At 72.8% G+C, this 19432-nt stretch carries 17 protein-coding genes; 3 read left to right on the top strand and 14 right to left on the bottom strand.

Annotated features, from left to right (window positions below):
- Positions 1-9: 9 nt before the first annotated feature.
- From LN042_RS15910 to LN042_RS15890, 5 genes are all read right to left on the bottom strand, one after another.
- Complete coding sequence (locus LN042_RS15910; protein ID WP_230051870.1) at positions 10-1539, bottom strand: WXG100 family type VII secretion target; 1530 nt, start codon at positions 1537-1539, stop codon at positions 10-12.
- Between the two features lie 115 nt (positions 1540-1654).
- The gene (locus LN042_RS15905; RefSeq protein WP_230051869.1) at positions 1655-2296 is read right to left on the bottom strand and encodes a DUF2563 family protein; all 642 of its coding nucleotides are present in this window, start codon (positions 2294-2296) and stop codon (positions 1655-1657) included.
- Between the two features lie 311 nt (positions 2297-2607).
- Complete coding sequence (locus LN042_RS15900; RefSeq protein ID WP_230051955.1) at positions 2608-3300, bottom strand: endonuclease V; 693 nt, start codon at positions 3298-3300, stop codon at positions 2608-2610.
- A 226-nt stretch (positions 3301-3526) separates the two neighbouring features.
- On the bottom strand, positions 3527-4174 hold the full coding sequence (locus tag LN042_RS15895; RefSeq protein ID WP_230051868.1) for an RDD family protein: 648 nt from the start codon (positions 4172-4174) through the stop codon (positions 3527-3529).
- 83 nt (positions 4175-4257) lie between these two features.
- Entirely contained in the window at positions 4258-5517 is a 1260-nt protein-coding gene (locus LN042_RS15890) for an RDD family protein (protein ID WP_230051867.1), read from the bottom strand.
- A 210-nt stretch (positions 5518-5727) separates the two neighbouring features.
- On the opposite strand from LN042_RS15890, the gene LN042_RS15885 reads away from it, so the two are divergent.
- On the top strand, positions 5728-6171 hold the full coding sequence (locus tag LN042_RS15885; protein ID WP_230051866.1) for an SsgA family sporulation/cell division regulator: 444 nt from the start codon (positions 5728-5730) through the stop codon (positions 6169-6171).
- A gap of 219 nt (positions 6172-6390) precedes the next feature.
- Here the strand turns inward: LN042_RS15885 and LN042_RS15880 are convergent, their stop codons facing one another.
- Together LN042_RS15880 and hppD are read right to left on the bottom strand one after the other, a co-directional pair.
- Complete coding sequence (locus LN042_RS15880) at positions 6391-7818, bottom strand: glycosyltransferase 87 family protein (protein ID WP_230051865.1); 1428 nt, start codon at positions 7816-7818, stop codon at positions 6391-6393.
- Positions 7819-8067: 249 nt separating this feature from the next.
- A complete protein-coding gene (hppD, locus tag LN042_RS15875) occupies positions 8068-9201 on the bottom strand; it encodes a 4-hydroxyphenylpyruvate dioxygenase (protein WP_230051864.1) in 1134 nt (377 codons plus the stop codon).
- A 220-nt stretch (positions 9202-9421) separates the two neighbouring features.
- Between hppD and LN042_RS15870 the strand changes: the two genes are divergently transcribed.
- The gene (locus tag LN042_RS15870) at positions 9422-9940 is read left to right on the top strand and encodes an Lrp/AsnC family transcriptional regulator (protein WP_230051863.1); all 519 of its coding nucleotides are present in this window, start codon (positions 9422-9424) and stop codon (positions 9938-9940) included.
- 49 nt (positions 9941-9989) lie between these two features.
- Here LN042_RS15870 and LN042_RS15865 read toward each other — a convergent pair whose 3' ends face one another.
- The 7 genes from LN042_RS15865 to LN042_RS15835 all read right to left on the bottom strand — a co-directional run bounded on the left by LN042_RS15865 (position 9990) and on the right by LN042_RS15835 (position 17846).
- Positions 9990-10781, bottom strand: coding sequence for a S16 family serine protease (locus LN042_RS15865; protein WP_230051862.1), 792 nt, complete (start codon positions 10779-10781; stop codon positions 9990-9992).
- Positions 10782-10806: 25 nt separating this feature from the next.
- Complete coding sequence (locus LN042_RS15860) at positions 10807-11457, bottom strand: IclR family transcriptional regulator (RefSeq protein WP_230051861.1); 651 nt, start codon at positions 11455-11457, stop codon at positions 10807-10809.
- Between the two features lie 448 nt (positions 11458-11905).
- On the bottom strand, positions 11906-13723 hold the full coding sequence (locus tag LN042_RS15855) for a DEAD/DEAH box helicase (RefSeq protein ID WP_249801114.1): 1818 nt from the start codon (positions 13721-13723) through the stop codon (positions 11906-11908).
- A 171-nt stretch (positions 13724-13894) separates the two neighbouring features.
- Positions 13895-14272: a type II toxin-antitoxin system death-on-curing family toxin gene (locus tag LN042_RS15850; RefSeq protein WP_230051860.1), complete on the bottom strand. Its 378-nt coding sequence runs from the start codon at positions 14270-14272 to the stop codon at positions 13895-13897.
- Entirely contained in the window at positions 14269-14469 is a 201-nt protein-coding gene (locus LN042_RS15845; protein WP_230051859.1) for a ribbon-helix-helix protein, CopG family, read from the bottom strand. The genes LN042_RS15850 and LN042_RS15845 overlap by 4 nt, the downstream gene beginning before the upstream one ends.
- A gap of 93 nt (positions 14470-14562) precedes the next feature.
- Positions 14563-15222, bottom strand: a complete 660-nt coding sequence (locus LN042_RS15840) for a class F sortase (RefSeq protein WP_230051858.1) — start codon at positions 15220-15222, stop codon at positions 14563-14565.
- A complete protein-coding gene (locus LN042_RS15835) occupies positions 15222-17846 on the bottom strand; it encodes a phosphatidylglycerol lysyltransferase domain-containing protein (RefSeq protein WP_230051857.1) in 2625 nt (874 codons plus the stop codon). Before LN042_RS15835 ends, LN042_RS15840 begins: the two co-directional genes overlap by 1 nt.
- 257 nt (positions 17847-18103) lie before the next feature.
- Here LN042_RS15835 and LN042_RS15830 point away from each other — a divergent pair, with 257 nt between their 5' ends.
- The gene (locus LN042_RS15830; protein ID WP_230051856.1) at positions 18104-19363 is read left to right on the top strand and encodes a polysaccharide deacetylase family protein; all 1260 of its coding nucleotides are present in this window, start codon (positions 18104-18106) and stop codon (positions 19361-19363) included.
- The last annotated feature ends 69 nt before the right edge of the window (positions 19364-19432 follow it).

Here is a 19432-nt window from a genome sequence, read left to right as displayed (position 1 = left end):
GTCAGCCCCTCATTCCACCACGCCGGGGTTGACGTCCTCTCCCGACACCCAGGTCTCCTCATCCTCGACCAGGTAGTCCGCCCGCTTGCCCGTGGGCTTCTTCTTCCGTCGTGTGGCCCCTGCGCCACCGGGAGGCATGCCCGTGCCCTCCTCGCCGGGTTCCCCAGTGATCTCCATGCCCGCCCTGCTCCGAGCTCCCAGGCCGGTACCGCCCTCGGTGAAGGCCTTCTCGCGTGCCGCCCCACTGACCGAGCCACCAACCGGTTCCTCCGGCTCACCGACCGCCCCCGCCCGCCGGCCGCCCGCACCACCGCCGCGCAGCCCGGCTCCGGCCCGGCTGCCGGGCATGCCAACCTCTTCTCCGTCGAAGACTCCCTCACCCGGCGCTGCCCTCCCGCCGAGGCCGCGTCCGCCACCGCCGGCGAACGGCTCCTCCTCACCGGTGAAGACACCCTCACGAGGCGTGGAGCCCGCGCTCGCCCGTCCCCCGCGGGGCGTCAGCGGCTCGTCGAACGCACCATGCGAATCACGTTCGCCCATGGCGGCGTTGGGGCCGAGCCCCACGGGCATCGGAGCGGTGCCGGTCGGCCCGGTGTCGCCGGGCAGCGCGCTCGGGGCACCTCCCGTGGAGAGGGCCGGAGGCCGAGCCGCAAGTGAGGTGTGATCCAGACTGGTCCCTGTCGTCGGTGCGGTGCGCAGCGGGGCCCCACCCTGAGGTGCGGCAGTGGAAGCTACCGGTGCAGTTCCCGAGCCGACCGCGACGGACTTCGGCGCTTTCGGCGCCGGGTTCGGGACGCCGCCCCTGATCCCGGAGTCCGTCGGCCTTGCCGTGGTGGATGGAATTGGTCCCTGACGGGGTGTCGGAGCGGGAGCGCTCGCGGTAGCCGCCCGGTTCACGGCCTGCCGGGTCTCCGGCGCTGTCGCGTAGCCACCGATGGCGCCCGCGCCCGCACCCATCACAAAGGCGCTCAAAGCTGCCGCCGCGGTTGGATCCGGGGGCGGCACGCTGGGATCCTCAATGCCTGACAGCTTTGGCGGCTTCAGCACCGGCACCGCCGTCCGGTACTTGTTCGCCAGCGTCTGCATCACCGCGACGGCCTGCGCCTTGCGCTGGTCGGCGATCGGGGTCTGGGTGCTGTCGTCGCCGACCCCGATGGTGTTCTGGACGGTGTCCGAGATCCCGTTGCCCACCTGCTCCCAGAAGCCCGGCTCCTCCGGCATGTCGTGCTTGGCCTGGTCGATGGCCTCAGACATCATCTGCAGCGTGTTGGCCGCGTCGTTGGCGTAGGCGGCGGTGCTGTTGACGTTGGTGGCCAGCTTGGTCATCGCGCTGTAGAAGGCGTCGCTGGTGTTGCCCTGCCACTTCTGGGTGGCGTCGCCGCAGGCGGTGTCCAGGGAGGTGCGGATCTGCTTGAGGGTGGTGGCCGCGCGGCGCCAGGGATCGCTTGCGGACATCACGTCACCGGAGTTCAGCGACTCGACCATCGTCCGCAGCTGGGAATGGCTGTAGACGCTGAAGTCCGTCACATCGTCACTCACGCCGACTCGCCCCCTGTCACCGTAGGCATCGCGATCATTGCCATCATTGCCATCATTGCCATCATCGCCGGCACCGTCACCGCCATCCGCATCCCCGCCGCCCTCTGACGTTCCGTCACCATTGCGGCAGCTCCGCCCCGTCCTGGTCACCGCTCACCGGCGTGCCCTGGTCCGCCGCCGCGCCGCCCGACTTCCGCTTGCCGCCCGCCGGAGTACCGGCCGGAGCACCCGCCACCGGGGGCACCGCGCCGTCGCCCGCCGTCGCATCGCCGGCACCCGAGGCGGCACCCGAGGCGGCACCCGAGCGGTCGGCGGCCCGGTTGGCCGCCGAGCGGCCGGCCGCGGCACCCGCCGCCGCGCCGCCGGCGGCGACCGCGCTGTAGGTGCCGGCTGCCGCGGGACTGCCGACCGACCAACCGTCGGTGGTGACCCGGAGGTCCTGGGAGGTCCGGTGCTCCTGCTCCTCGTAGTTGCCGGCGGTCAGGTCGGCCTTCTTCTGGGCCTCGTCGATCGCCTGGTGCAGGGCGATGAGGACGTCCTTGAGGCCGTCACGCATCACGTCGTACTGGTTGTGCAGCGCGGTGGCCTCGGCGAAGTCGCCGAAGGAGCCGCGGGCGATGCCCGACTTGGCGTGTGCGGTGGGCCCGTCGGCGTTCGCCTGGAAGTCGGCCAGCAGGCTTCGCACCTGTCCGGCGAACGCCCTCAGGCTGTCCACCTCGACCTGGTAGCCGGAGCCACTGCTCCCGGTGTCGGCCACGGTTCACGTCCCCCCGTCTCGTGTCCGTCCAAGCCTGGCAAGTATTCAACGCAACGCCAACCCTCGTGTCCACCACCGTGGGTACCCGTCCGGTACTCGTGCACCGCCGAACCGAGTGCCCGCACGATCGTGGCCCGCACTCATGTGCCAGTGTCGGGTGCGCTTGCCAGCGTGCCTACCCAGAGTATCCGACGGCACACGCGGGGGGACCGTGCGAGGGCCCGGGGCAGCCGACGCTCCCGGGAGGACGCAGCCGACGGCCACCGCCGTCGGCCACCGCCGTCGGCCACCGCCGTCGGCCACCGCCTCGTTCAACCCGCCACCGCCTCCGCCAGCGCCCGCCGGCAGAGCGAGTCGGCTTGGCGGGTGGTCTCCGGCAGGCGGTACTCGGGGGTCAACGCGAGGGTGGCTGAGACGGCCTCGGACAACCCGATCCGGTGGCCCACGGAGACGAAGACCGGTTTCACTCCCGCGCGGGTGCGCAGCGCGCGGCCTACCTCGCTGCCGTCGGCGGCGTCGACCAGTGGGGTCCAGGCGCCGCGTTCGGGGGCCGGCGCGGTGTGGCTGAAGGTGAACGGGGTCTTGGCCACGCCCATGGTGGCCAGGCCGGTGAGCACGCCGAGGTGGCTGGCCAGGCCGAGACGGCGCGGATGGGCCAGGCCGTAGCCGTCGCAGACCACCAGGTCGGGTCGGCGGGTCAACCGGGACAGGGCGTCGATCACGGCGGGCAGCTCACGGAACGCCAGCAGGCCCGGCAGGTACGGGAAGGCGATCCGGCCGACGGCGGTGGCCCGCTCGACCACCTCCAGGGTGTCGAGGTCGAGCAGGACGGCCGCGGCGGCGACCACGTCCCGGTCGTCGTCGTAGGCCACGTCGACGCCGGCCACCAGGGCGCCGGGGGCGGGGGCCGGGCCGTGCGGCTCGACCAGCGGGCGCAGGCGGTGCTGCTCGGCCAGGGCGGCCGCCTCGGTGGTGGGCCAGGCGGCCAGGTCGACGGGCGTGATCACGGTGCTCCCCCGGGTCGGCAGACGGGTCCGGCCGGCGCGGACCGGACCGGGGCCACGCTAGCGGCTGGGCCCGTCGATCGGGCGGGGTCCGCCGGTCGAGCCGGGTCCGCCGGTCAGGCGGGGTCCGCCGGTCAGGCCGGGTCCGTCGATCGGGCGGGGTCCGCCGGTCAGGCGGGGTCCGCCGGTCAGCCGGGGCCATCGGTCAGCCGGGGCCGCCGGTGCGTCAGCCGACGGTGGAGACCACCACGGTCTTCGCCGCCTTGTCGTGGATGCACTGGCGGTAGGGCTTGTCGAAGACGCCGAACATGCCGTCGACCACCCACCACAGGCCGCAGCAGAGCACCGCGGGCACGGTGTAGACGGCGCCCCGGATCCAGGCGGCCTGGGCGCTCGGGCGAGAGCCGTCGATCAGCATGGCGACCCGAACGTTCATCACCTTCTTGCCCACGGTCTGGCCGTACCGGGAGATCATCACGCCTTCATAGACCAGGTACAACGCGTAGTACACCCAGACGCCCTCGGTCCAGCCGTTCCGGTGGAAGCCACTGATCGGCAGGGTCACCGCGAGGGCGACCACCTGGATGATCACGTAGTCGATCAGGCGGGCGATGATCCGGTGCGGCCAGCTGCCGAGCGGCGGCATGCCCGGGATCCGGGGCGGGCCGCCCCTGGGCAGGCCGCCGGGCGCGCCGCCGTAGGAGCCGTACGGGCTGCCGGGCGGAGGGCCGCCGTAGCTGCCCCGGTAGTCGCCGGGGCCGGAGGGTTGGCCGTTGTACGGGGAGCCGTTCGCGCCGGGTTGCGGCGGCTGGTTCTCGGAGGAGGGCTTGCCGCCTCCTTCCGAGTCACCATTGGAAGGGTCATAGCTGCTCATACGAGCAGTAGATCACCAAAAATCGTACCTTCTACGGACATTCGACCCGTTTCGTCGCCCCCGGGGCGGATCCTGACCACCGGTCAGCCCCGCACCACGGTGGTGCGTGCCACCTTGTCCGGCCAGGCCGCCAGGCCGGCCAGTCCCAGCACGGTGACCAGCAGCAGTTGACCGACCAGCCAGCGGCCGCAGGCGCGGCCGGCGCCCGGCGGCTGCCTGGTTCCGACGCTGACGACCCGTAGCCCCAGCAGGCGCTTGCCCAGCGTGCGGCCGGTCCGCGCGGTGGGCAGCACCTCCAGCAGCAGGCCGGCCAGCAGCAGCGCGCCGAGCAGCAGGGCCACCCGTCCGAGGACCGTGCCGTCGACCAGCCAGACGTCCACCTCACGGCGGGTCAGCTGACTGACCGTCCGGGCCTGGTCGAGCTTCTGCTGCAGGTAGGCGCTGGTCTGGGTGGCCAGCGGCAGTCCGACGGCGGTGCCGACGGCGGCCAGCGGCACCAGGTCCACCAGCCTGGCCAGCGCCCGGCGGCCGATTCCGGCGGGCGGCGCTGCCTGGACCTTGGCGGCCTGAGCCTGGGAAGTCGGCGGGGCCGACGTCCGGTGCACGGGCGGCAGCGGCCCGGGCCCGCGCACCACCGGCGGCGCGAACACCTGACCCGCCACCGGCGCAGGCCCGGCCCCCGAAACAGCCACCGGCGCAGACCCGGCCCCATGACCCGCCACCGGCGCAGACCCGGCCCCATGACCCACCACCGGCGCAGGCGCGGACGCGGACACCGCCGGCGCAGGCGCGGGCGCGGGAGCGGGCTCCGGCGCGGAGGCAGGCGTGAACGCGGGCCCCGCCCCGGCAATCGGAGCACCCCCCGCGCCTGGCGCCCCCGCCGCCCGGTGCGCGCCGGTGTCCTCCGCGACTCCCCAGGACACCCAGCGCGGCGCTCCCCCGGTCTCCAGCAGTCCGCGCTGCTCCTGCGGATCGGCACGCCACCCCGGCCCGTCCAGTTGGGCCGCCGGCCCCAGGGTGAACACCGCGCTGGCGCCCGTCTCGTCCAGGAACACCGGTCCGGTCTCGTACTCCTCGCCGCTCACCACCACGGCCGGTTCGGGCGCGGCCGTCGGGCTGGGCACCGCGGGCGGCGGGATGTAGCGCGCGTTGGGCCGCGCGGCCGGCCGGTCGGCGAACGGGGGCGGGGGCAGCACCTCGCCCTCGCCCGGGGCCGGGCGGCTGGTCCCGGGCACCCAGGTGCCGCCGTTCCAGTAGCGGACGAAGCCCGGCACCGACGGGTCCGGGTAGTAGCCGGGCTCGGGTGCGGCCGCCCGGCTGGCGGCCATTGGCTGGTCCGACATGGCTGATCCACTCTCCTGGGGCCTCGGCGGGGACGCACGCCACGTCGCCGGGCAGTCACAAAGGGTAGCCCTTTCGGGGCGTGCTCCGCTCGTGTTGGAGATTCTCGGGACATCCGCCCGGAATGTGTGTAAGGCCTCGGCGTCCCGCTGCTCTCTCCGGGTGAAGCGGGCGGCACGGGCCGGTCGCAGCCGATCGAGGGGATTGACGCCATGGACGTCCAGCCGAGTGTGGTGGAGCAGGAACTGCAGCTGGAGCTGGTGCTCTCGCCCGAGCGCAGCGTTCCGGTCGCGGCCCGGTTCTCGTACGGCAGTCACGACCCGTACGCCGTGCACGTCACCTTCCACCTGGACACCGGCTGCCCGGTGACCTGGGTGTTCGCCCGGGAGCTGCTGGTCGAGGGCACCTTCCGCCCGTGCGGTCAGGGGGACGTGCGGATCTGGCCGAGCCTCGCCCCGCGCCCGGCCGGGGGCGCTCCCGCCAGGCGGCGGGGCGTGCTCTGCCTGGCGCTCAGCTCACCGGGTGGGGACGCGCTGCTGGAGGCGCCGCTGCCGGCAGTGGCCTCCTGGCTGGAGCGCTGCCACCGGCTGGTGCCGCCGGGCTGCGAACTGGGAGTCCTCGACCTGGAGGGCTCGCTCGCCGCGCTGCTGGCCTGAGCCGGTCCGGCGGGCGTCCCGGATCGGCGATGCCGGGTCAGCGATCCCGGACCAGCAGTCCCGGACCAGCGATCCCGGACCAGCGATCCCGGACCAGCGATCCCGGACCAGCAGTCCCGGACCAGCGATCCCGGACCAGCAGTCCCGGACCAGCGATCCCGGATCAGCAGTCCCGGATCAGCGATCCCGGACCAGCGGTCCCGGACCAGCGATCCCGGATCAGCGCACCACCGGGGTGTGCCGCTCGCCGGGCAGGCTCTGCTCGGCGGACGTGCGCGGCGCGACCAGCGGCCGGGGTGTCCGGGAGGCGGTCCGCGGCTGGGGCACGACCGGCCGTCCCACCGCGCTTCGCCGGCCGCGCACCCGCATGGCCGCCACGGTCAGGAAGCACAGCCCGATCCACACGTAGAGGCCGGCGGGCAGCTGCTGGACCAGGCTCAGGCGGAGGTTGACGATGCCCACGTGCGGCACCAGCCACATCCCGAAGGAGCAGAAGCCGAGCAGCGTCAGCACGAAGATCGGCCGCCAGCGCCGGCGGCGCACCGCGGCGGGCCGGGTGCGCTCGTGGTCCGCCTCGGCGGCGAGCAGCACCAGCAGCGGCACGCACCAGACCCAGTGGTGGGTCCAGCTGATCGGTGAGACCAGCAGCGCGGTGACGGCGGTGCAGCAGGCACCCCAGGCCTCGGCGCGCGGCAGTCGGTGGTTGTCGCGCCACAGCAGCGCGGCGACCGCCAGGCCCGCCACCGCGATCACGGCGACCGGCAGCGCGGCCTCGGGCCCGGGCACGTGCACCTGCTCGAACCGGGCGACGATCCCGCGCAGCGACTGGTTGTCGACGATGTCGGTGCGGCCGACCCGGGAGGAGTCGTAGAGGTACTTGGTCCAGAAGCCCTTGCTGGCGTCGGGGAGCACCAGCGCGCTGACCGCGAAGGTGGCCAGGAAGGTGGCGCCGGCGGTGACCGCGGCCCGGATCCGGCCTGTGACCAGCAGATAGACGGCGAACAGTCCGGGGGTGAGCTTCATGCCGGCCGCTATTCCGATGCCGACGCCCTTCCAGCCGCGCTCCCGCGAGACGTTGAGGTCCCACAGCACCAGGCAGAGCAGCAGCAGGTTGATCTGGCCGTACCGCAGGTCGGTGTAGACCGGCTCCAGCCAGACCCCGAGCCCGGCGGCCAGCACCACGCCGACCGGCCGCAGCTCCCGGCGCGGCCAGTCGGTCAGCCGGAAGGAGAACAGCGCCGCCAGGGCGAGCAGGGCGACGTTGCCGCCGGTGACGGCGACCCGTAGGAAGCTCACCGAGAACCAGGTGGTCGGCACGAAGAGCAGCGCGGCGAACGGCGGGTAGGTGGCCGGCAGGTTGGCCGCCGTGACCCGCAGCCCGTAGAGGTCGAGGTGGTGGACCACCGCGTCGCCCTCGGCCCGGTAGACGATCATGTCCACCATGCCGGTGCCGATCAGGTGCCGGGCCAGCGCGTAGCCGAAGAGGGAGACCGCCGCCAGGGCGCCGGCGATCCACATCGGCTTGCGCGGTGCCTCCCGCACCGCCCGCACCGGCGCGGTGACCCAGGGTCGCCACCTCCCCGCGGGCGAAGGGGCGGGCCGGGGGGCGGTCGGTACCGTCCGCTCGTCCTCTTGCACCACTCTCACTTGCCCGCTCCATCCCGCCGGCCGTCGACCAGCCATCGACCATACCGGAGGGGTACGGCCGTGGCGCGTGCTGCGCACGAGCCGATCGGGGCGGACCCGGTCACCGCGGTGGTGCCCGATCCGGTGCCGGGGCAGCCCTGCGGCCCCGGTCGGGTCCGGTCACCGCGTTGATGCCTGATCCGGCGCGGGGGCAGCCCTGCGGCCCCGGTCGGGACGGAACCGGACCGGGGCCGCGGGCAGCTGACGGCGTTACAGGTTGCCGCGCTTCTCCTGCTCGCGCTCGATCGCCTCGAACAGCGCCTTGAAGTTGCCCTTGCCGAAGCCCATCGAGCCGTGCCGCTCGATCATCTCGAAGAAGACGGTCGGCTTGTCCTGCACCGGCTTGGTGAAGATCTGCAGCAGGTAGCCGTCCTCGTCGCGGTCGGCCAGGATCTTCAGTTCGCGCAGCTCCTCGATCGGCACCCGGGTCTCGCCGACCCACTCGCCCAGGGTGTCGTAGTAGCTGTCCGGGGTGTCCAGGAACTCGACGCCGGCCTCGCGCATCCGCCGGACCGACGCCACGATGTCGTTGGTGGCCAACGCGATGTGCTGGACGCCGGGGCCGCCGTAGAACTCCAGGTACTCGTCGATCTGCGACTTCTTCTTGGCGATGGCCGGCTCGTTGAGCGGGAACTTCACCTTGCGGGTGCCGTCGGCGACCACCTTGGACATCAGCGCGGAGTACTCGGTGGCGATGTCGTCGCCGACGAACTCCTTCATGTTGGTGAAGCCCATCACCCGGTTGTAGAAGTCCACCCAGGTGTTCATCTTGCCGAGCTCGACGTTGCCCACGCAGTGGTCGATGGCCTGGAAGTTGCGGCGGGCCGGCGGGGCCACGATCGGCTCCCGGGCGGTGTAGCCGGGCAGGTACGGGCCGGCGTAGCGGGAGCGGTCCACCAGGGTGTGGCGGGTCTCGCCGTAGGTGGCGATCGCGGCCAGCACCACGGTGCCGTGCTCGTCGGCCTGCTCGTGCGGCTCGACCAGGCCGGTGGCGCCGTGCTCGACGGCGTAGGCGTAGGCGGCGTGGACGTCCGGCACCTCGATGGCCAGGTCGGTCACGCCGTCGCCGTGGGCGGCCACGTGCTGCTCGAGGAACTTCCCGTGGTCGCTGGTCGCCTTGATCACGGAGGTGAGGACGAACCGGGCGGAGCCGGACTCCAGCACGTAGCTGGCGGTCTCGCGGTGGCCGGTCTCCGGACCGCGGTAGGCGACGCAGCGCATCCCGAAGGCGGCGGAGTAGTAGTGCGCGGCCTGCTTGGCGTTGCCCACTGCGAACTCGACGGCGTCCATGCCCTTCACCGGGAAGGAGTCGGCGGGGACGGACTGAGCGGCGGTGTCGGTCATGACTGCCTCCCTGTAGGCGGTGACTACCCCGGCGGGCCCCGGGGTGTGGGGCCGGCGGCCCGTGGCGGCGGGTGGGGGTGCCCGCCACGTGGTCGTGGGTGGAGAGTGGCCCCGCTCACGCCGCTGCGCAACTGTTCGGGGCAGCGCTGGTCAAGCTGTGCGCTCTGGTCGCAGAATGCCGCTGCCGGCTGTACAGACTGCCCAGTCCTGGAGGCTTCCCATGCCCGTGCCAGCTTCGCCCCATATCGGTGCTGCGTCCCGAATCGACGCCTTGGACGCCCGGCTGATCGAACTGCTGGCCGCCGAACCGCGGATCGGGGTGCTGGAGTGCTCGCGCCGGCTGCAGGTGGCCCGGGGCACGGTGCAGGCCCGGCTGGACCGGCTGATGGCCCGCGGGGTGATCGGGGGCTTCGGGCCGGAGGTGGAGCCTGCGGCGCTCGGCTATCCGGTGACGGCCTTCGCCACCCTGGAGATCTCGCAGGGCCAGGGGGTCGATGTGCGGGCCCATCTGGCCTCGGTGCCCGAGGTCCTGGAGCTGCACACCATCACCGGGCAGGGTGACATGCTCTGCCGGATCGTCGCCCGGTCCAACGCCGACCTGCAGCGGGTGATCGACCGGGTGGTGGGCTTCGACGGGATCGTCCGGGCGGCCACCGCGATCGCGCTGGAGAACCCGGTGCCCTACCGGGTGCTGCCGCTGGTGGCGCAGGCCGCCGGCGGGGAGCCGCCGACGGCCTGACCGCAGCGGCGCCCGCCGGCGACCCGTCGCGGCGCCGCTGCCGGGCGGTCTAGCAGCTCGGCACCGGGGCGCCGCTGCCGAGCGCGTCGAGGGCGGCGACCGAGTCGCTGAGCGTGTTCACCGGGACCAGCCGGAGTCCGGCCGGGGTGTTGACCTTGGCGTCGGCGCACTCGGCGCGCGGCACCAGGAAGACGGTGGCGCCGTCGCGGGCGGCCGCCTGGGTCTTCAGCGACACTCCGCCGACCGCGCCGACGTCGCCGTTGGCGTCGATGGTGCCGGTGCCGGCGATGTCGCGCCCGCCGGTCAGGTCGCCGCCCTTGCCGTTGCCGGCCAGCTTGTCGATGATCGCCAGGGTGAGCATCTGGCCGCCGCTGGGGCCGCCGATGTCACCGAGGTCGACCGAGACCTTGACCTGGTCGGCGGAGAGGTGCAGGTAGTTCAGCGCGGCGGCGGTGGCGCTGTCCTGCGACTGCACCACCTCCTGGTGGGCCTGGTTCAGGTTGCCCTGCGGGTAGACGCTGTCCCGGGGCAGCACCGCCACCTTCGGGTCCGCCCAGCCCTTCAGCGCCGCCCACAGGCTGATCGACTCCTGCGGTCCGGTGGCCAGGATGGTGGTCACCAGGAGCGATCCGCTGGTGGTCCGGACCGGGGCACCGGTGATGGTCACCACCTGGTGTCCCTGGTAGCTGTCCAGCGCGTCGGCGGTGGCGCCCGGCCAGGTCTTGGTGAACGGCAGCGGGGCGAACGCGGCCACCAGGAAGAGCACTGCCAGGACGGCGCCGCAGAGCGTCAGCGCCCGGCGGCGCGGGGTCAGCCAGGAGGTGTGGGAGTCAGCAGGCACAAGGGGAATCCAAACACACCGCGGCTCAGCGCAGGGCGTCCGCCACCTCGGTCGCCGCCTCCACCACGCGCGGCCCGACCCGCTCGGGCACCAGGCCGTTGAGCATCACCACGCCGACGCTGCCCTCGATCCCGCTCAGGCCGACCAGCGCCGCCGCGGCGCCGCTGGCGCCGGACTGCTCCTCCGCCCGGGTGATCACGAAGGCCTGCTCGGGTCGCCGCTGGCCGGGGTGCTTGCGGGCCTCCAGGATCGCCTTGCCGGCCGCGCTCTCGTCCAGCGGGTGCCGCAGGCCGGTGCGGTAGGCGACGTGGAAGTCGGTCCAGCTGGGCTCCACCACGGCGACGGCCAGCGCCTCGGTGCCGTCCACCAGGGTGAGGTGGGCGGTCGCCCCCAGGTCCTCGGCCAGGCTGCGCAGCGCGGGCAGCGCCGCCTCGCGCAGCAGCGGGTGCACCCGGTGGGCCAGCCGCAGCACCCCGAGGCCGACCCGGGCCCGCCCGCCGACGTCGCGGCGGACCAGCCCGTGCTGCTCCAGGGTGGCCAGCAGCCGGTAGACCACGGTGCGGTTGACGGCCAGCCGGGCGGCCAGCTCGGTCACGGTCAGCCCGCGCTCCGAGTCGGCCAGCAGCTTGAGCACCCGGACACCGCGGTCGAGGGTCTGGGAGGTCTCGGCGGTCACGACACGCATTCCTTTCCGCGGCGTCGGCCGACCGGCGGGCCGCCGAGTGAGTCGCGCGCAGGGCTGATGGACGCGGCAGGCCGGCTGCGACGTCATCGGCACACGGCCCTGCGCGCTCCGGTAGGAGGTCGTGCCTACGGCAGAGCGTGGGGAGAAAGTAGTAACTGAATCGTCGCTATGGAAGTGCTTGTCCAAAATTCGGTCAAGATCGATTCCCTGGATCCGGACCAACCCGGGCAATAGTCGGCAATTCGCGAGGTCTTCGCGCCGTCCTCCGCGACCGCGCTCCGGGTAACGGACACCTGGGAGTTTCCGGGGAACTCACCGGTCGGAATGCGGACGGCCCGGCGCACCGGTGGTGCGCCGGGCCGTCGTGAGGATGACGGATCGCGGTGCGGCGGCAACCGGAGTCACCGGCGCGGAAAGGGGGAGCAGCGCCCCCCCGGGGTCAGCGGGCCCACTCCTTGACCTTGGCGATCCGGGCCTTGAGCTGGTTGGCGGTGGCCTGAGCGGTCAGCGGGCCGCCGCACTGGCGGCGCAGCTCGTTGTGGATGGTGCCGTGCGGCTGGTTGGTCCGGTGGTGCCAGGCGGCCACCAGGGTGTTCAACTCCTTGCGCAGCTCCCGCAGTTCCTGATGGGTCACCACCGGGCGCTGGTCGGCGGGCAGTTCCAGCAGGTCGGCCTCCTCGGCGGGCTTGGCCTTGGAGCGCTGGATCTGCCGGCTCTGCCGCTTCTGCAGCAGCAGGTGCACCTGGTCCGGTTCCAGCAGGCCCGGGATGCCGAGGTAGTCCTCCTCCTCCTCGGAGCCCGGGTGCGCCTGCATCCCGAACTCCATGGCGTTGTAGAGCACGCGGTCGAACACCGCGTCGGAGCCGAGCGCCTCGTAGGAGAACTCCTCGCCGCCGGCTCCGTCCGGGCCGTCGTTGGCCCGCTCGGCCTCGGCGAGCAGCCGGTCCTCCTCGTCGAAGAGGCCGTCGCCCTCCTTCTTGGGCCGGTCCAGCACGTGGTCGCGCTGCAGCTCCATCTCGTTGGCGAAGCCGAGCAGCATCGGCACCGAGGGCAGGAAGACCGAGGCGGTCTCGCCGCGCTTGCGGGCGCGAACGAAGCGGCCCACCGCCTGGGCGAAGAACAGCGGGGTGGAGATCGAGGTGGCGTAGACGCCGACTGCCAGGCGGGGCACGTCCACGCCTTCGGAGACCATCCGGACCGCGACCATCCAGCGGTCGTCCGAGGCGGAGAAGTCGGAGATCTTCTTGGACGCCTCGGCCTCGTCGGAGAGCACCAGGGTGGCCTTGTGGCCGGTGATCTCGCGGATCATCTTGGCGTAGGCGCGGGCGGAGTTCTGGTCGCTGGCGATCACCAGGGCGCCGGCGTCCGGGATCGCCTTGCGCACCTCGGTGAGCCGCTTGTCGGCGGCCCGCAGCACATTGGGGATCCACTCGCCCTGCGGGGAGAGCGCGGTGCGCCAGGCCTGGGCGATCAGGTCCTTGGTCATCGGCTCGCCGAGCCGGGCCTCCAACTCGTCGCCCGACTTGGTGCGCCAGCGCATGTTGCCGCTGTAGGAGAGGAAGATCACGGGACGGACGACGTGGTCGGCCAGCGCGTGCCCGTAGCCGTAGGTGTAGTCGGCGACCGACTTGCGCAGGCCGTCGGTGTCCGGCTCGTACTGGACGAACGGGATCGGGTTGGTGTCCGAGCGGAACGGGGTGCCGGTCAGCGCCAGCCGCCGGGTGGCCGGCTCGAACGCCTCCAGGCAGGCCTCGCCCCAGGACTTGGAGTCGCCCGCGTGGTGGATCTCGTCCATGATCACCAGCGTCTTGCGGGACTCGGTGCGGTTGCGGTGCAGCATCGGGTTGACCCCGACGCCCGCGTAGGTGACCACGATGCCGTGGTAGTCGCGGGAGAGCGGCCCCGAGGAGTACGCCGGGTCCAGCCGGATGCCGATCCGGGCGGCCGCCTCGGCCCACTGCTTCTTCAGGTGCTCGGTGGGCGCGACGACGGTGATCTGCTGCACCAGGTGGTTGTGCAGCAGGTAGGAGGCCAGGGTCAGGGCGAAGGTGGTCTTGCCTGCGCCCGGGGTGGCGACCGCCATGAAGTCCCGGGGCTGGGTCTCGATGTACTTGTCGAGCGCTCCCTGCTGCCAGGCGCGCAGCTTGCCGGCGGTCCCCCAGGGCGCCCGGCCGGGGAAGGCCGGGGACAGGTGCGTGGCGGCGGAGGTCCCGCTGGGCCGGACCGGATGGTGGGGCTCGGCGGCATCGGAGAACAGCGGCGAGATGGACGGCACGGGCGAAGAGGCGGCAGTACTCACGGTCTCCGGAAAAGGGGATTGTCGCAGGTCAGGGCGGTGTTCCCGGCCCCACCCCGCAGTCGGCGGGCGATCGGACAACCCGCCTAGCGTACCGGCCCGCGAACGGCGGCAAGGCCCGACACGGATCGCTCAGGCCAATCGCCGCAGCCCCTCGGAGATCGCCTTGACCTCGTCCGCCTCGCCCGTCGTCACCGCGATCACCAGCGCCTCGGCGGCATCGATGTCCGGCACCAGTTCGACCCCGTTGATCGCCAGGAAGGTCACGCAGGAGAGCCACGCCGTGCGCTTGTTGCCGTCGAAGAGCGGATGGTTGATCGCCAGCGACTGCAGGAGCGCGGCCGCCTTGTCGAAGAGGTCGGGATAGGCCTCCTCGCCGAACATCTCCGCGAGGGGCCGGTGGGCCGCCGACTCCAGCAGCCCGGCGTCGCGGACGACGATCTGCATGTCGTCGCAGGCCACCGCGGCCAGGTCCAGGATGTCCTCGGCCGACAGGTAGAGGTGGGTCACTTCAGCCGATCCATCAGCTCCCGCCACTTGGCGGCCTGCTTGAGCGCGGTCTCCCGTACCAGGGCCTGCTGGGCGGTGCGGGCGAGGTAGTCGTCGATCGCCCGGACCACTATGGCGTTCATGCTGGTGCCCTCCTGCTCGGCGCGCTGCTTCAGGGCCTCGGCCTGGTCATCCCGGAGACGAAGGTTCATTGCCATACGCTCAGGGTACCCACGTGGGGCCAGAGTGGTACCACCCTGCTGTGATCCGCATCACCCGGGCGCCCCGCGATCGGGGCCCGCCCCGAGGGGTCACCCGGCTGCGCGGCGGCCGGCCAGATGCGCGTAGACCACCACGTTCGCCTGGTAGCCGTCGCCCTTGCGGTAGCCGCCACCGCAGGTGATCAGGCGCAGCTGGGGGTCCGGGGCCTGGCCGAAGACCTGCTGGTCGGGGAAGGCGGTGCGCGGATAGACCTCGATCCCGTCGACGGTGAACCGGGCGGTGCTGCGGTCGTCCCGGAGCACGTCGATCCGGTCGCCGCGGTGCAGCGCGCCCAGTCCGTGGAAGACGGCCGGGCCGGTCGCGGTGTCCACGTGCCCGGCGAGCAGCGCGGTGCCGCGCTGACCCGGCGTCACCCCGTCCTGGTACCAGCCGGCCAGGTTGCGGTCCTGGGCCGGCGGGGTGGCCAGGTGGCCCTCGGGATCCAGGCCGACGCCGGTGACCGGGGCGTCCACCCCGATCGCCGGGATGCTGATCCGCACCGGCCGCGACCGCCCCATCGGGTCGCCGGTGGTCCCCGGCGCCCGCACCCCGCCGGCCCCCGGTGCCTGGGCGGGCGCGGGGGCCGGCGGCGGCGCGCCGTGCACGCCGTCCCGCACCAGCCAGGCGCCCGCGACCACCGCCGCCCCCAGCAGCACCGCCCCCGACCAGGGGCTTCGATGCCCGGGCGCCCCGCCGTGCGGTGCCGCCATCACTCCACCGCCCCTCCGGTCGGGCCCGCTCCGGCCAAGCCGGAGGCGCGCTGCCGCGCATCGGCTGCGCCTCCGGACGGGTGATCGGTGGACGAGCGGCGCAGCGCGCCGACGCCGAGCAGCCGCGGCCGGACCAGGAACCCCTCGGCCATGCCGTTGGCGACGGCGATGACCGGCAGCTCGGAGGACTTCTCGTAGAGCACGAACCGCGGCTCCCAGACGGGCTGGTACTTGGCGTTGGCCCGGTACAGCGACTCCAGCTGCCACCACCGGGAGAGGAACCGCAGCACGGTCCGGAACAGCCGCAGCACCGGTCCGGCGCCCAGCTTGCCGCCGGCCTCGAAGACGTAGCGGAACATCGCGAAGTTCAGCGAGACCCGGGTGACCTCCGGCTCGCCGTGCGCGGCGCGCAGCAGCAGCTCGGTGACCATGAACTCCACCAGCCCGTTCTCCGATTCGCGGTCACGGCGCATCAGGTCGAGCGAGAGGCCGTGCGCGCCCCACGGCACGAAGCTGAGCAACGCGCAGGTGCGTTCGTTCTCGTCGCGGCACTCGACCATCAGGCAGTCGCCGTCGGCCGGGTCGCCGAGCCGGCCGAGCGCCATGGTGAAGCCGCGCTCGGTGCGTCCGTGCCGCCAGGCGTCGGCCAGGTGCACCAGCTCGGCCAGCTCGGCCTCCGGGATGTCCCGGTGACGGCGGATCACGGCGTGGTAGCCGGCCTTGCGGACCCGGTTGTGGGCCTGCCGCAGGGTGCGCATCGAACGGCCCTCCAGGCTGAAGTCCTCCACCTCGACGATCGCCTCGTCGCCGAACTCCAGGGCTTTCAGGCCGGTCCGGCGGTAGGCGATGCCGGCCTGCTCGCCGGCGCCGGTGACGGCCGGCACCCAGGCGTTGGCCCGGGCCAGTTCGCGCCACCGGTCGATCGCCTGCGGCCAGGCCTCCGGGTCGCCGATCGGGTCGCCGGAGGCCAGCGCGACCCCGTTGACCACCCGGTACAGCACCGCGGCCTTGCCGGACGGCGACCAGCAGACCGACTTGTCGCGGCGCAGCGCGAAGTAGCCCAGCGAGTCGCGGGCGCCGTGCCGGTCCAGCAGGGCGCGCAGCCGCTGCTCGTCCTCGGGCTGCAGCCAGATCCGGTCGCGCGGGGAGCGGAAGAAGACCCGCAGCACGATCAGGAACGCCGCGGCGGCGAGCACGTTGATCGCCAGGTCGGCCCAGCGGGCTACGGTCACCGCGGGCACCAGCTCGCCGAAGCCCGTGGTGGTGAAGAGGCGGATCGCGGCGTACCGGAACGAGTCGCCCCAGTCCGGCACCGGCGGCGAGCTGCTGGCCCGGATCAGCACCGCGCCGAGGCCCAGCACCAGCGCGCCGCCGACCACCGCGCTGCTCAGCCCGATCAGCACGTTGCCGGGCGCGCCGCGCACCTGGTAGACCCGCCGGCTGAGCAGCAGCGCGGCCAGCACGCTCGCGGTGAGGGCGGCCGAGACCCAGTTGAACGGATGCGCGCGGTCCTCCGGCAGGGCCGCCAGGGCCAGCCCGAAGAGCACCGCGTAGCCCGCGACCACCACGGTGGCCACGATCCAGGCGGCCCGCTTGCGGCGGCGCAGCATCACGGCCAGCAGGGCGGTGAACAGCGCCGCGGTGAAGCCGGCGGTGAACAGCACCGGGGTGAAGTACTGGCCGCTGTCGACCTTGTGCACCCGTTCCCGGAACGGCGTGACCAGCCCGGTCAGCAGGTTGACCGCGGCCGCGACCCGCAGGTACCACTCGGCGTAGCTGCCGCAGCGCTGCCGCCAGCGGGCCGGCGGCGGTGGCGGCACCGGCGGCGGAGCCGGCTCCGCGGGTGCGACGGCGGGTGGCGGTGCCGCGGCGGCCGGCTCGGCGGTCACGTCGGGGGCGCCTGCCAGCAGGTTGTAGGCGGCGGTCTTGACTGCCATCAGCCGCCGGTGCACCCGGGCCTCGCGCCGCTCGGCGCGGGCCATCCGGCGCGGGCGGCTGCGGTAGCGCCAGCGGGCCCAGGGGCTGCCGGGTCGGGCCAGCCGGATCGCGCCGACCACCGCGAGCAGCGGGACCATCACGCCGAGCAGGCCGGTCCACAGCTTGCCCTTGAGCAGGCTGACCACCACCAGCGCCAGCAGCACCGCGGCCAGCACCAGCTGTGAGGTCGTGACCTTGCCGGCGAACCCGCCGAGCGGGAGCTGGCCGAGCAGCAGCAGTCCGATCAGCGCCACGGCCAGGATCACCGCGTCCACCGACTTGCGGCCCTGTTCCTTCCAGTAGACGTCCTCCAGGTGCAGCACCAGTGCGAACTCGTCGAGGACCAGGCCGCAGCCGATCCCGAAGGCTCCGGCGAACACCTCCCGCAGGGGGCCGGTCGAGCTGTGCACGGTGAAGCCGCCGACTCCGGCGACCAGCATCAGTGCCTGGCCGAAGACCACGTGGTGGATGTGCAGTCCGCCGGGGGTGACGTTGCCGGGCCACCACGGGGTGCCGCGGCGGATCAGCCGGGTGCTCAGCCGGATGAAGAGGAAGGCGGTGATCAGGCCGAGCAGCAGCAGGAAGAGCGGCTCCCTGCCCGGCTCGACGACTCGGGAGTGGTAGGCGTTCAGTACCGACTGCCACATGGCGACCCGCGCTCCTCCCGCCCTGCCTGCGTTCCAATCTGAATGATCGTTCGCTACGGCTGGCGCGTCGACACGCCGATCGGCTGGTCCTAACGGCCGGTTGAACGCCCTCCGGGGCCGCCGTCCGGACCAGGCCATGCGATTCTATGAAAAATAGCCCATAACGGTCAGTTAGCGGACAAAACGCCACAAGCCGGAATCCGCATGGCCGTTGGGCCGCAAATTTCGTCGCTTGCCGCATCCGACTTGGAGTGATCATGGACGCCCTGTCCCGCCGTTCCCTGCTCGCCGCCGGCGCCGCCACGGCCGCCTCGGTGGCCGCCGGCTGCGCCCGTACCGCCACCGGCGACCACAGGGCGGCGCCGGTCGGCGGGGCCGCGGCGGCCAAGGGCTCCGCCTCCCCGGCCGCGCCCAGCACCCCGGCCAAGCCGCCCGCCGTCCTGATCGGCGACGGCTCCACCTCCGACACCGGCCCGCAACCCAACCAGCCCGTCCCCGAACCCCTGGAACTCGGCCAGCGCCCGCCGCAGTTCGTGGTCTTCTCCTGGGACGGCGCGGGCGAGCTGGACAACAAGCTCTTCTCCCGGTTCCGCGCCCTGGCCAAGGAGCACAACGCCTCGATGACCTTCTTCCTGAGCGGCATCTACGCGCTGCCCGAGGACAAGAAGGAGCTCTACCGCCCGCCGCAGCACAGCATCGGCGCCTCCGACATCGGCTACCTGGCCGACGAGCACATCCACGCCACGTTGACCCAGGTCGGCGAGGCCTGGCTGGACGGCCACGAGATCGGCACCCACTTCAACGGCCACTTCTGCGGCGCCAACGGGGTCGGCCGCTGGTCGTCCGAGGAGTGGGAGAGCGAGATCGAGCAGGCCATGGAATTCGTCATGACCTGGAAGACCAACACCGGTCGCCCCGACCTGCCCGCGCTGCCCTTCGACTACCGCAAGGAGCTGATCGGCGGCCGCACCCCCTGCCTGGAGGGGCAGCGCGCGCTGCTGCCGACCGCGGCCGCCCGCGGCTGGAAGTACGACGCCAGCGGTCCCGGCGGGCTGCAGATCTGGCCGCAGAAGTTCCAGGGCGGCGCGCTCTGGGACATGCCGCTGCAGTCCATCCCGTTCCCCGGGCACTCCTTCCAGGTCCTGTCGATGGACTACAACATCATGTACAACCAGTCGGGCGACGACCCCAAGGGCAACCCGATGATGTACGGCGCCTGGCAGAAGCAGGCCCGGGACGCCTACCTGCTGGGCTTCCAACGCGCCTACACCACCAACCGCGCGCCGATGTACATCGGCAACCACTTCGAGCAGTGGAACGGCGGCATCTACATGAACGCCGTCGAGGAGGTGCTGGAGGCCATCGCCGACAAGCCCGAGGTGCGGCTGGTCTCGTTCCGCCAGCTGGTGCAGTGGCTGGAGGTCCAGGACCCCGGGGTGCTGCGCAAGCTGCAGGCGCTGGAGGTCGGCCAGAGTCCGGAAGGCGGCTGGTCGAGCTACCTCGGCAAGGCCGGCTGAGCCCGTTCGGCGCCACTCGGGTGAGCGGACATCACCCCAGGTGGCAGCCGGTTCCTCCGGTTCCCGGCC

It is taken from the genome of Kitasatospora humi (assembly GCF_020907985.1).
Lineage (GTDB): Bacteria > Actinomycetota > Actinomycetes > Streptomycetales > Streptomycetaceae > Kitasatospora > Kitasatospora humi.
Note: the sequence above shows the minus strand (reverse complement) of the source record. Positions and strands in the feature narration are given on the sequence as shown.